This is a genomic window from Paenibacillus sp. F024 (assembly GCF_057814255.1).
Genome location: NZ_JBVASZ010000023.1, coordinates 38,545 through 51,387, shown reverse-complemented (window position 1 = coordinate 51,387; position 12,843 = coordinate 38,545). Strand labels below are relative to the sequence as shown.

Genomic DNA, 12,843 nt, shown 5'->3' with positions numbered 1-12,843 from the left:
CTGATCTAATTTTAAGGGAGGTTTTCTTTTGAAAAGACAATATTTCTTCTTTGTCTCTTGCGTGACGTTAATTATCATTGTTGCTCTCATATTCAATGCTCAACCTTGATGTATAGAACCCAAGAACACTTAAGAAACTGATATATTGGTTATTAAGGCCTATCGAGCCCGTTGCCTTTCCTCAGAATAATTAACCCCGCGGGCGATAGTGTCCGTAGCACAAAAAAGCCGGCTATAAGCTGGCGGACTTTCGCAAATCAGTGCCACGAATGCGTATAAACCGTATTCCAGATGCGAGAACCTAAAAGTTCGGCACTTTAAGCCGAAGATGTACCTTACGCGGCTTTTAAGAGGAGCAAAATAAAAGAGAGCAGATGAATGAATTCCATTTTTCCGATTCAAAAACTTGACATCATACCGCTGGCCATGTCTTGTATCTACAGCTCGTTTCGTGACGAGCACGATCTATAAACATAAGCGGTTAGCCAACAACGGGCAGGACGCAAAAGAAAACAAAAAAAACACCGCGCACCCAAAACCGAAATAAACTCGGTCATGGGCTGCACGGTTCGTTTATTATTGTTCTGCAGGCGGTTCTTTGTCTTTATCCGCCAGCTCTTGAATAGCCGATGCCGGGATGGTGTATGCCCACTCGCCGCCCTGCTTGGCGATCCAGACGTGGTCGCCCTCCGCTTTGCCCGCGTACACGGTTGATGCTTCTTTACCATCGTCGCCTGCCGTCTGAATCTCAATCCGCAGCTCGGGCTGTTCGAGGCCTTTCACCTCGGACGCGGGCTTGGCCGGCTGCTCAGTGGACAGGAAGGATACTTGATCGAGGTATCCGCCGGCATCCACGCCTTTGACTTCCTTATCCCCGAGCTTCCAGTTCGCCTCATAGGACGGCTTGTCCGGCTCCGCCTTGGTCAGCGTCCACTGATGCCCCTTCCAATCGACGCTCAAAGCGAGAACCTGCTCATAGTTGAGCTGAATCGGGCTTTTTTCCATAAAATCCATGGGCTGCTTCGCCAACGCCGTAAGCTCGGACTCACTGATCTGGAACACTTCAGGCGAGCCGCTGAACTTGGCGTAGTAGAAGCCCTGGACCGCTACCGGGCTGCCGACGGACAGCGTATGCGTCGTTCCGTCCGTGAGCTTCAGGCTGAATTCCTGAACCGGCGGATTCAGGCCGAATGGGGTCAGATCGGACGGATTCTCGTCGACGATTTTATCCTTTTTTACGGCGTTGAATGAATCGATCCACCCTGCCGGCTGAACCGCATTAAGCGGAAGCGCGGAAGGCCGGGTCATCGTCCAGCCTCCGTCTTTTTGCTGTAGCTCCATTACCGTATCGCCTTTTTTGATTGTGTAGCCTGCCACTTCTTCTTTATTCACGGTCACCAGAGCGGGCGCTTCCGGCGGTTTTTCCTTAAAAAAATCTTTGCTCGACGCAAACCAGAAGCCCCCGATGCACAGGATGACCAAGATGACCGTAGGGATCAGCCGCTTCATCCTTTTCTCCTCCTCCACCAAATCGCGCCGCCAAAGATCAGGAACAGCAGCGGGAAGAGCAGCACCGTTCCATAGAAAATCATGTTCGCCTGACCGGCAGTCACCAACGCGGTTTGAATAGCGTCTCCCTCACGGGGACGTATCGTGACCTGATCTGTCTGCTCCTGAAGCCATGCCACGCTGTTGAGCGCAAAGTCACGGTTGCCCTGCTGAGAAATGACCTGGTCGACGAAAAGCGTCGAACCGCCTAGAATGACCGCTTTCGGCTTCTGGTCCTTGTTTTCCACGACGTAACCCAAATTCAGCGGGCCTTGGATATCGGTTTGATCCTTGCTGCTTTGGCTGCTCCCCGCCAGCCGCTTCAGATCGGTTTCTCCGTAGGCCGCATTCGTCGTTTTAAGGATAGGGGTCGTCTGATAGTTCTCGTTCGGCTGATCCGCATTCAGCGACACAGCCAGCGTCATCATCGTAAGCAGATTATACTGCTGAAGCTTCTCCGTAATTTTGTGCTGCCCGTACTCCGGAATAATGGTCAGCGGATCATAAAGCATGCTTTGTTTCGGCTCGATGGCGACCGCATGCTGGTCTTTAATGCCGTAAGCCGACATGAGGCTGTCGATATTTTTCCACCCGGCCGCCATATCCTGATTAAACCCAAGCGCCAGGTACAGCTTGCCCTTGCCGTCCAAATACGTCTTGATCAGCTGGGCTTCCTGATCGCTGATATCGTGCTCAGGACCGATAATGAACAGCATCTCGGCGTCATCGGGAATTTTGCCCTCGCGCAGAAGGTTCAGGTCCGCTGCCTCATAGTTCTCGCCTTCGAGCCCGCTTCGCCACGTATTCATTTGATTTAAAGGAATTTCATTGTGTCCGGACAGAAAATACACTTTGCGCTTTTCCTTGCTGTTGAGATTCACAAGCGCCTGGGTCAGCTTCTCTTCGCCGCTGAACTTATACTCCCCTTGCTGTTGTCCGGGAAGGAACATATCGTAATAATAGATCGTCTTTTTCTGCGCACCGCTCTCCACTACCAGTGTCCCGGAAGGATCTACGTCATACTGCTTGGCAAGGGCCGGTTGCTTTACGATATCGTATTCGTCGAAGGTAATTTTCCCGTTGCGCTTCTTATATTCCTGCACCAGCTCGACCACCTGACGTTTAATATACGGATCGGTCTGATCGCTTGTCAGCGAAACGATGCGCACATCCTGATCCAGCGCGCCGAGCGTTTGCGTCGTCTGTTCCGACAATGAGAATTTCTTATTTAACGTTAGATCGAGCTGCAAGCCTTTCATCGAGTTCAAAAAGATCGTCAGCACGATGAAAATGCCGATCACGGCAAGAGACAGCACGACCGCGTTCGTTCCTCGTATCCACTTGTTCACTTTGGCTTTCCCCCTTCTGCTTGGCGCATAGCCCGCGCTTCAAGCGATTATCGATTATCTCCAGCGCTTGCGTTCCAGCACTTGAATGCTGAGCAGCAAGAAGACCGCAATCAGCGTGACATAGAAAAGCACGTCGGCAAAATCGAGCACGCCCTTCTGCAAATCGAGCGTACGTCCAACGATGGAGAACATCCCCAGGAAATCTTTGATTTTACCGCCTACCGTGTCTCCAAGCCATTCAATCGTCCAAAATACGAGCAGAATCGCAAACGCGGCGATGCCCGATACCATTTGGTGCGCCGTCAGCGAAGAGGCGAACAAGCCGATCGCCATCATCGCCGCTCCAAGCAGCAGCAAAGAAAGGTAAGACAACCACAGCGCCGGCATTTCGAACGTTCCGTAAGCGCTCAGAATGAGCGGATAAATCAGGCTGCCGATCACAAGCAGCAGTTGAACAATGGCCGCGGCGGCATATTTGCCGAGCACGATTTCCGTAATACTGGCAGGGGACGTCAGCAGCAGCTCATCCGTCCCTTGTCTCAGCTCCTCGGAAACCAGCCGCATCGTCAGCAAAGGGACGATAAACAGGAACACGAACGAGATATTCCCAACTACCGGGCGAATATCGACGACATACGGAGGATAGAGAAAATTCGCACTGAAAAAATAACCGGTAATAAGGAAAAAGAACGCAAAAGCCGCATACGCCGTCGGCGAGTAAAAATACATCTGCAGCTCTTTTTTGGCAATGGCCCAGGTTCTACGCATCCGGGTTCACCTCCCCCGAAAAGGCATCGCCGCCCGATGCACCTTCCAGCGCTTCGCTTGTCGTCAGCTTCAGGAAGATGTCCTCCAGGCTGAGGCTCTCCTTCTTCATGGACAGAATCGGGTATCTGCGCTCAGCCATTCTATAGAACAGCGCTTCGCGGATGTCCTCGTTTGCTTCCGCAGTAACAAGCACCTTGACGGTCGTATCCGGACTCTCCGCCGCGGCAAATACCCTATTCGAATGTTCATCATTTGCTTTCGGCTCCGATGCCCCCGCTTCCCCGGCCAGTTCCCGTACGTCCGCCACGCCGGGCATGCCGCTCAGCTCCTCAAGCACAGCCTCGCGCGGCCCTTTCACTTCCAGCGATACCTCAAAGGTTTCGCCCATCGTTTGCGCCAGCCGTTCGGGCTGCCCATCCAGCACGATCTTCCCTTGATTAATAATCAATACGCGATTGCACAGGGTGTTGATCTCCGGCAAAATATGCGTGCTAAGCAGCACGGTATGATTCTCCCCCAGCTCTCTGATGAGCTGGCGGATTTCGATAATTTGTTTGGGATCCAGCCCTGAAGTCGGCTCGTCCAGCACCAGCAGGTCCGGTTGATGGAGGATGGCCTGCGCCAGACCTACACGCTGCTTGTACCCTTTGGACAAACTGCGGATGACCTGCCGCTCCCGACCCTGCAAGCCGAGCCGCTCGACCACCTCGCCGATCCGCCGCTTCTGCTCCTTCACCGGAATACCCCGCAAATCGGCAATAAACTGCAAATAAGCCCCGACCGTAAGCTCCGGATACAGCGGCGGCGTCTCCGGCAGGTATCCGATCTTCTGCCGTGCTTTCTTTGGATGGTCCGCCATGGATAGGCCGTCAATCGTAATCGTGCCCTGCGTCGGATTCAAATAGCCGGTGATCATCCGCATCGTTGTCGTTTTGCCGGCACCGTTGGGCCCGAGAAACCCGACGATCTCTCCTCGGCTCATGGAGAAATCGATGCTTTGAACTCCTCTTTGATTCTCGTATACTTTGCTGACCTGCTTCACCTCGAGCATACCAAAACCTCCCGTCATAGCCGCTTTATCCACACTACAGCCATTCCCATCTTTTTTAAGGCTTAACCACAAACAATATACAAGCCCATGTATAATAAAACCTTAATCGAACCTGAAATCAGGATTAAAATTTGAATCAAATGCGATCCAAACCAAAAAAACCTTCCGACCCCATGGTCCGAAGGTTCTCCTGCTCAACATCGCTCTTATTTACAACGGTTTCCCTCGAATCGTACAGCTTGGCCCCTCCGAGCTGTCCTTGGAACCGGTCTTTGGCTTTAGTGGAGATTTCTCTTTACTCTCCAGCTGCTTCTTGGCGTTCGGAAAGAAGTCCTTGAGCGCCTCGCCATCGATCGGACCGGAATAATTCACGCCGATATTCAGCTTGCCCTCCAGGTCTTTAATACCCAAAGCACCGAAATTGTTGCTGTGATCCCATTTTTCGACGATCAGCTTGTCGATGGAGATATGCTCAATCACAACCGTCGGCCTGGCTTCCTCCGGCTTCGGTTCTTCCGGCTTGGCTTGGCCCTGTTCCTGAAGCTTGCGTTCCAGCTCGGCGATTCTCCGCTCCAAATGGCCGAAAGGATTGTCATTGGTCATAGACCCGCGCTTCGATTGGGAGAACGGCCACATGAGATCACCCCGTTTCACATAGAATGGACTAAGGTACTTCGACGGTACATGACGTTAAAGGAGGATGTCCCCTGTATTTTATCCATAAGTAGCCAATTTCGGTTTCGTCAAGTGAATAGGACTCATCAGTTACGATTCGGCAGCAACGTCCAGATTGCATCCATAACATCAGAAATTCAACGCTGTTCTTTGGCGTACAGTATGCCTACGGCAGTCCCGTCGTATGGCACAGCGGTGTCATCGATGACCGCGATCTGCTGGATACTCCGGCTGTCACAAGGCACATTCGCATCATTCAATATTAATGCTTCTCCGCGGTGCGGACGGCATAGGAATCCGGACAATCAGGAGGCCTTGATGAAAAGCCGCCCTAATCTCCTTGTCCGGATCGTACTTTCCTTCCGGGAGCTGGATGGTACGCTCAAAGTCTCCGTTCAACCTCTCGCGCATCAACGATGTCGTCCCCGGAAACAAAGTTTTGACCGTCCCGCCAATATGCAGCATCCCGCCGGATATGGACAGCTCCACATCTTCCTTGGCTACCCCTGGGAGATCTATCAATATAATAACTTCATCGCTGCTTCTCAGCATGTCCACCAGCGGAAGAGGATGCCCCTGCTGTTTATCGTTGTTTCCCTGGGACATCGGATTCATTCCCATCATCTGCTTGCCCCGGGACTGGTCAAACATGTCCGACCAAAAGTCGCTTCCGGTGAAATTTTTGGCAACTTCCAGCCATTTGCCGATTTTTTCGCTATCCATCTCCCCACCAGCCTTTAGTACTTTCATGGTTATATTTTCAAGCGCCAGAGTATACACATCATCATAATTCTTCCGGGGGTGATTCGAGAGGATGGGACATTCCAGTAATTAATCATATTTTCATTTTAAAAATTAATTCCATCAAAAATGCCTCGGCAGTCGATGCTGGACAAAATTTTTATCGGTATGAACAGTCTCGGGCAAACGTTGGCTGGGCCATGGACAAACTACCGTGATGAGGCGAGCCGGCACTTTGTTCAAAAACAGCTTGGTTTAAAGAAAAAAAACGCCGCACCGGCTTGGATGAAAGGCCGGGCGGCGGTATCTATACGTATTGCAGCTATTTCACCAGCTGCCCGCGTGTGACGCCGAGCTGGTTGGTCGATTTCAACGTCTTCCACACCTGTGTGCCGTTGATCTGTCCACGCAGGGCGCGTTCATACAATCCGAGCACCTCCTGTACCTTCTCCGGCGATTCCTCCAGAAACTCGACACGGTAGGAAGGCACCCCCAGCTCCATGAAGTTGGCCAAGTACTCCGCACCGGACTGGTCGATGGCATTGTACACGGTGTTCCGGCAGCCTTCATCGACACGAACCGGATGAGAGAAGCCGACACGGTCCTTCAGGGAAGCGCGATGGTCCTCGCACGGACGGCCGCAGTTCGTGTAGTTCGTGCCCGGGCTCATGAATGTGCAGTAGACGCAGTGCTCCGTATGGAACATCGGCAAATGCTGATGAATGACAATCTCCAGACGTGAAGTATCCGTACGGCGCAGCATATCGATCATTTGCTGAATGTTCAGGTCGTAGGACGGGGTCACCCGGGTCAGCCCGGCGTCCAGGAACAGCGCTGCCGTTTTATGATTGGCAACATTCAGCGAGAAGTCGCCGATCAGCTCCGGCCGGGCTTCGGACGGATGCTCGGCAAAGTAGCGCATAAACCAGTAGACCGCTCCCGTATTGCGTACCAATACGGCATCAGGCTTCAGATTCAGGATGTTCTTGAAATAACCCGTTTCACCAGGCATATGAATGCGCGGTGTCGCAAGCGCGATACGCTTGCCTGCAGCGCGGGCAGCCTCCACGGCAGCGGGAAACTGCTTGATGAACTCGAAATCGGCATAAATCAGGTCGACGTTCATCGAGCAGGCCGCCTGCACCTGATCGAGGCTGCGGCAGAGCGCCGTCAGCCGCGCCTGAGCCCGGCCGCCGACAGGCGTTGCCGGATCGGCCGCCTGCACAGGCGTATCGTCGTACGCCCCAACGCTGTGCTTGACATAAGCCCGGGGCTTCTCCCGCAGCTGCACCAGCAGCTCCGCGGCCTGACGGCGCATCTGGTTCAGCTCGCGCATCGGTACAATCAAATCGCCGCTAAGATGCACCTCCAGCTCGTTAAGCTCGAAGATCGTTCCGCCCAGCCGTCCGAACTGCTCCTGGAACAGCTCGACGGTCATCGGCCTCTTCTCGGCGGGAGCAAGCGGCAGCTCCGATTCAACGACTACGGTATGATTCGTATTCACGTCGGTCCACACGGTCTTCAGCGGCTGTCCGGCAGCTCCGGTCACCTTCACGTTGACCGGGAATACGCGGTAAGGCTTGTCCGTTTCAAACGACTGGCGCATTCTTTTGTCCAGATGCGGGTCGTTGGTCTTCCAAATCCGGTCACCGACATGCACGCGGCTCAGATCGACATCGTTGCGGCCGGCCACGATTTCAATGAGGCCGCCCGGCGCTTCGCCCTCCAGCTTTACACCCTTACGGCGCAGGTCGTACACGCGTCCGCCTTCTTCCTTCTTCGTCGGGTTGCCGGCATCAAAGCAAATGCCGTCACCCCGCTTCAGCGGCGCCTCCAGCTCGCACAATACGCCGTCTCTCAATACCTGCTTCACCCGTCCCAGGTACACGCCGCGGCTTTTGGGATACGTGCCCTCCACCAGCTGCTTATTGTTCGTCCCCTTCAGAAAGCCGTGCGTAAAGCCGCGCGAGAAGCTTTGCTCCAGCTCACGAAGCTCCTCTTTGGTCGGCTCCGGGTTCTCGCCGTCGAAGTACCGGTCAATCGCCTTGCGGTACTTGGAAACCACATTTGCCACATACTCCGGGCTTTTCAGCCGTCCTTCGATTTTGAAGGAGGTTACGCCCGCTTCAATCAGCTCCGGCACCAGCTCGATCGCCGCCAAATCCTTCGGCGACAACAGATAGGCCACATCCCCCATCGGCTTGTGCTCGCCGTCCACCATCAAGTCGTACGGAAGCCGGCAGGCCTGGGCGCACTCCCCGCGGTTAGCCGAACGGCCGCCCCACATCTCCGAGGTCAGGCATTGTCCCGAATAGGATACACAGAGCGCTCCATGGACGAATACTTCCATCGGAAGCTTAGCCTGGTCGCCGATCTGCTTGATCTGCTTCAGGTTGTTTTCACGCCCAAGAACAACCCGTTCCATATCAAACGGCTTCGTGAACTCCACCGCCTCCGGCGAAGTAATCGTCATCTGCGTCGAGCCGTGAATCGGAAAGTCCGGCGACAGCTCGCGAATCATCCGCACAAGCCCCAGGTCCTGTACGATGACCGCATCCACGCCGGCATCAATACAAGCTTCGATCAGCGACTTGGCATCCTCCAGCTCCTCTTCAAACACCAGAATATTAAACGTCAAAAAGCCCTTAACCCCGTAACGGTGCAAAAAGGACATGATCTCCGGCAGTTCATCGGTATGAAAATTGTTCGCCCGGGCCCGGGCATTGAATTTTTCCACGCCGAAAAAGATAGCATCGGCCCCGTTGGCTACCGCCGCGCGCATACAATCCCAATCCCCCGCGGGAGCCAGCAGCTCTATATCTGATTTGCGAATTTCGCTCATTGATCTTTTAACCTCCGAATTAAAAATACCTTATCCCTTCTAGTGTAACAGAAACTGACCCCGGGATAAACGGCTACTCCATCCCGTCAGGGTCTCTTGCATTCCAACCACCGGGAAAAGCATATCCGAACGCTTCATTATATAAGATACATTGGCGGCATATAGCGGCAAAGCCTGGATCCGGCCGGGTTTGCCGTTATGATGGCGGAAGCCCCTCGGCATCGAACTGGAGCCGGACTTGACTGGAGGGCAAAAAGTTAACAAAGCCCTCCATCCATGCTATAATGTCAGGGTAATGCAACCCAGAGGTAATTGAGGGATGACTTTGAATCCAATCCACCGGCGCAACGCCGTTGTCGTCATACTCGGACTGCTGGCACTGATGTTGGCGCTCATTTTGTTCATGCCCGCCAAGCAGCTCAAGGTACGCATGCTGTATGCCACTCAGGGGGACACTTTCGATACCGCCGCCTATGGGCATTTGCGGCAAACCCTTGTCGCAGGACTTGAGCTGGAGCGCTTGTCTTTGGACAAGCTCAGCGCACGGCAGCTCCGATCCTATGATACGATCATGTTGGATCCGTCCCTGCACCAGACGCTAAACGATCCGCAGCGCAAGCTGCTGATGGAATATGTCGAGGCGGGCGGACATCTGTTCCTTGAAAATACATTTGCCGACGATTTTGAGCCCGCCTTCCTGGGGGCCAAGGAAATTGTGGATGTGAAGGCGCCTGAGCGCAGCACGCTTCCTGTAAGCGCCGGCGCGTCACTTTGGTCCTACCCGGACACGGATCTCAACCTGCAAGGCGTTCAGCTGCTGCTTCGGTCGTTTGCGGATACCTTCTTCCGGCATGATACGGAAGGCAGCTTGAGCCGATTCTCCTGGGGTAAGGGCATCATTCCTTCCACCGCGGAAACGCTCGTCTCGATGAACGGGACTTCCTTATACACGGTGAACCGGTACGGACGGGGCACCGTCTTTTTTTGCGGCACTTTGCTGCCGAACCGGTATTATATTACGGGCTACGATCTGACAAGCGGCATGGATCCGAAGCTGGGCTTCGAGAAGCTCGCCGCGGAGACGAATGCCGCCAAGAAGGAGCAGCCGGGAGCGCTCTATTACGACCGCAGCCAGCTGCCGCTCGAGCCGTACTTTCACTTTACGTTCGCAGCCGGAAGCGACTTGCTGCGCAGCGAATATGCTGCCTTCGTCTCCAAGGCGAAGCTCGGCTACAGCGTGAAGAAAACGTTAGGCCCTTACGGGAGGCCGGCGATGGCGTATCAGAATCATTTTGAAGCGATGGAAGCGATTCGCGACGGCGAGGGCATTCAGTGGGCGGAGCTGCTGCGCAAGTACAACCAGATTCCATCCTTTTCGCTTGTCCGCTCCGCCTTCACTTGGGGACGGTGGCAGGAATCCGTGGTCGTCCACCTCAACACGGGCACGAACGAGAAGCCTGCGTTTGCCGGGGAGACGCCCAATTCGTTTTACTCCAGCGGCAGCCGGCTTATGGGCGAGGAAGGCCCGGTCCGGCTGGCCGCTTATCCGGAATACCGTTCGCTCGGGGATCCGATCACGCTGCCTTACCGTGCCGTTCCGGCACTGGCCGATGTGGACGGCGACGCAAGAGTCGACCTCATTGTCGGCTCGGCCGACGGCAGTGTGTACGTGTACTCTGGAACGGAGGCTGCGGATGACGCTTATGCCAACCAGCAGCTGCCGGAGGGCATGAAGCCGCCCGCGTCCTTCGGGAAGCGGGCACCCGTGCGGCTCGCAAACGGTGAGCCGCTGAAGGTCGGCTCGTACGCCAGCGTAGCGGTGGCGGACCTGAATGCCGACGTCCGGCCGGATCTCTTGATCGGCCGGCCGGACGGCACGCTCGCCGTCGCCTACGGCAGAGCCGGCGGCACGTTCACGGCGCCCGCCGCGCTGCTGGCAGGCGGGCAGCCCGTGCGCGCCGCCGCTCCGCTGGCGGCGGCTGTGGGCGACGTCACCGGAGACGGCGTCCCCGACCTTGTGGTCGGGGACGGCGGCGGCCAGGTGACGCTGTACCGCGGCGAGCGGGGCGCCGAAGGCGCGCTCGCCTTTGCTGCGGGCGCGGCGCAGTTGAAGCTGCCCGCGCCGTTTGCGGCGCCGTCCATCCGCGACATGGACGGGGACGGCAAGGCCGACCTCGTGGTCGGCGGCCTGGAAGGCGACCTGCGCGTATACCTGCAGCGGGACTCGAGCACAGGCGCAATCACTTGGCTTGACAACGGCGTCATAGAGGCCGCCTCGACGAACCAGCTCGGCAATCGGGCCCTTGTCGGCGGACACAGCTCCGTTCCGCTCTGGTATGATTTGAACGGCGACGGCCGTGACGACCTGATCGTCGGACAGCTGGAATTCGGCATGCCGTCAACGATTGATGACCCGAACTTTCCTTATGCCGGCCAGCTCAATGAATTTATTCAATACAGCAAGAAGCACCAGTTGGAATTGTATCCCCATATTTTCGTGCATAACTTTACAAGCGATGCGCAGGAGAAGCAGGAGATCGCCCTGCACCGGCAGGCGTTCGATAAGCTCGGCATCCCTTGGGGACTGACGGGCACAAACCAGCATACCTGGCGCATCAACTATCCCGATCGCACGCAGACGCTGCACAACGAACGGGAAGCGGATATTTGGTTTAACTTTGGCTTTAAGCCTTCCTATGCGAAGAACGACCCGAGGCTGGGCGTCGAGTATCACTGGGGCTTGCCGTTTCTGATGACCAATGCGCAGGGGGAGCCTGAGCTGAAGCAGCCGATGATGCTGTATACGCCTGCGCCGGTGCTGCGCACCGATCCGCAATACTCGACGAAGGATTTGTTCGAAGCTTATGCGGCCTTGGATTTGCCGATCGATTATTTCGAGCATATTGAGTATCATTTTCCGACGCGAGTTCCGGAGCTGCTGGAATTTGTCCGCTACCTGGACGGACTTCGAAACGATTACAGCTATAACTTTATGACCGAAACACAAATGGCCCGTTCCTTCCTCAATGCCATGACGACCCGCGTTGAGCTTGAACGGCCATGGCTCGATGTCATTACGGACCGGGTAAAGAAGATGCTCGGCATGCCGGTCGAGCCCGGCTTCCGCGTGAAGCCGGGCACCGGCGAAGTGCCGGAGCATGCGGCCGAATATACCGGCACGCTGGGCCTTAGCGTCGAGCTGGGGCAGCCTTACGCAGACAAACAGGCGGTGACCGATGCCGATGTGTACGATCGCCGGGGAGACAAGCTCTATTTGGGGGCGCCGCAAACGACGACGGTCCGCTTTGTGACAAAGGACCGCGCAAGCGCTCTTGAAGCCGAGCCTCACCTGCTGCGCTCAAACGTCCCGTACGAAATGGTGACATCCGGCGAACGCTGGATATTGAAGCTCAACGCGCCCGGCATGCAGCAGATCCAGCTGTACAGTTTGCAGCCGTTGACGTTCTCCGGGCTGGACCTGAAGGTAGACCGGGATGAAGCGGGTACGACCTATACCATCACGCACTTCGGTGACCCGGTCACCATTGAAATCCAACACGGGCGCTAGACGCCCGTTCCACGTTATTTCATATCAATCAAGGAGGCTTTATCCATGCAGGATGTGTTAGAACAGCTGGAAGCGCACATTAGGAACCGTTACGAAATTGAAGAAGACGACGAGGACTTCACGGTGGACGTCCACCTGTTCGATTATGGCTTCATCGATTCCTTCGGAGCCACCGCATTAATCGCGCATATCGAGCAAACGTACGGCATTCAGGTAACCAACCAGGATTTGATGATGTATCCGCTGAATACCGTTCGCGAGATTGCTACATTTATTCAGAACAAGAAGGGGAATTAAGAAC

The 12,843-nt window shown here is 55.2% G+C and carries 11 protein-coding genes; 3 read left to right on the top strand and 8 right to left on the bottom strand.

Features of this window, described 5'->3' with window-relative positions:
- Positions 1 to 576 precede the first annotated feature (576 nt).
- The 7 genes from ACZYR9_RS20130 to ACZYR9_RS20100 all read right to left on the bottom strand — a co-directional run bounded on the left by ACZYR9_RS20130 (position 577) and on the right by ACZYR9_RS20100 (position 6,114).
- The gene (locus tag ACZYR9_RS20130) at positions 577 to 1,509 is read right to left on the bottom strand and encodes a DUF4340 domain-containing protein (RefSeq protein WP_488980255.1); all 933 of its coding nucleotides are present in this window, start codon (positions 1,507 to 1,509) and stop codon (positions 577 to 579) included.
- A complete protein-coding gene (locus ACZYR9_RS20125; RefSeq protein WP_488980254.1) occupies positions 1,506 to 2,897 on the bottom strand; it encodes a GldG family protein in 1,392 nt (463 codons plus the stop codon). Before ACZYR9_RS20125 ends, ACZYR9_RS20130 begins: the two co-directional genes overlap by 4 nt.
- A 54-nt stretch (positions 2,898 to 2,951) precedes the next feature.
- Positions 2,952 to 3,665 carry an ABC transporter permease subunit gene (locus ACZYR9_RS20120; protein ID WP_488980253.1) on the bottom strand — a complete coding sequence of 238 codons (714 nt, stop codon included), beginning with the start codon at positions 3,663 to 3,665 and terminating at the stop codon, positions 2,952 to 2,954.
- Positions 3,658 to 4,716 carry an ABC transporter ATP-binding protein gene (locus ACZYR9_RS20115; RefSeq protein ID WP_488980252.1) on the bottom strand — a complete coding sequence of 353 codons (1,059 nt, stop codon included), beginning with the start codon at positions 4,714 to 4,716 and terminating at the stop codon, positions 3,658 to 3,660. Before ACZYR9_RS20115 ends, ACZYR9_RS20120 begins: the two co-directional genes overlap by 8 nt.
- 210 nt (positions 4,717 to 4,926) lie before the next feature.
- Positions 4,927 to 5,352 carry a hypothetical protein gene (locus tag ACZYR9_RS20110; RefSeq protein WP_488980251.1) on the bottom strand — a complete coding sequence of 142 codons (426 nt, stop codon included), beginning with the start codon at positions 5,350 to 5,352 and terminating at the stop codon, positions 4,927 to 4,929.
- A 176-nt stretch (positions 5,353 to 5,528) separates the two neighbouring features.
- Complete coding sequence (locus tag ACZYR9_RS20105) at positions 5,529 to 5,651, bottom strand: hypothetical protein (protein ID WP_488980250.1); 123 nt, start codon at positions 5,649 to 5,651, stop codon at positions 5,529 to 5,531.
- Positions 5,644 to 6,114: an Hsp20/alpha crystallin family protein gene (locus ACZYR9_RS20100; RefSeq protein WP_488980249.1), complete on the bottom strand. Its 471-nt coding sequence runs from the start codon at positions 6,112 to 6,114 to the stop codon at positions 5,644 to 5,646. The genes ACZYR9_RS20105 and ACZYR9_RS20100 overlap by 8 nt, the downstream gene beginning before the upstream one ends.
- 162 nt (positions 6,115 to 6,276) lie before the next feature.
- Here ACZYR9_RS20100 and ACZYR9_RS20095 point away from each other — a divergent pair, with 162 nt between their 5' ends.
- Positions 6,277 to 6,480: a hypothetical protein gene (locus ACZYR9_RS20095; protein WP_488980248.1), complete on the top strand. Its 204-nt coding sequence runs from the start codon at positions 6,277 to 6,279 to the stop codon at positions 6,478 to 6,480.
- Here ACZYR9_RS20095 and ACZYR9_RS20090 read toward each other — a convergent pair.
- Positions 6,455 to 8,974 carry a U32 family peptidase gene (locus tag ACZYR9_RS20090; RefSeq protein ID WP_488980247.1) on the bottom strand — a complete coding sequence of 840 codons (2,520 nt, stop codon included), beginning with the start codon at positions 8,972 to 8,974 and terminating at the stop codon, positions 6,455 to 6,457. The genes ACZYR9_RS20095 and ACZYR9_RS20090 overlap by 26 nt on opposite strands.
- 319 nt (positions 8,975 to 9,293) lie before the next feature.
- Between ACZYR9_RS20090 and ACZYR9_RS20085 the strand changes: the two genes are divergently transcribed.
- Positions 9,294 to 12,542, top strand: coding sequence for an FG-GAP-like repeat-containing protein (locus ACZYR9_RS20085; RefSeq protein ID WP_488980246.1), 3,249 nt, complete (start codon positions 9,294 to 9,296; stop codon positions 12,540 to 12,542).
- A 45-nt stretch (positions 12,543 to 12,587) separates the two neighbouring features.
- The gene (locus ACZYR9_RS20080) at positions 12,588 to 12,839 is read left to right on the top strand and encodes an acyl carrier protein (protein ID WP_488980245.1); all 252 of its coding nucleotides are present in this window, start codon (positions 12,588 to 12,590) and stop codon (positions 12,837 to 12,839) included.
- Positions 12,840 to 12,843 lie beyond the last annotated feature (4 nt).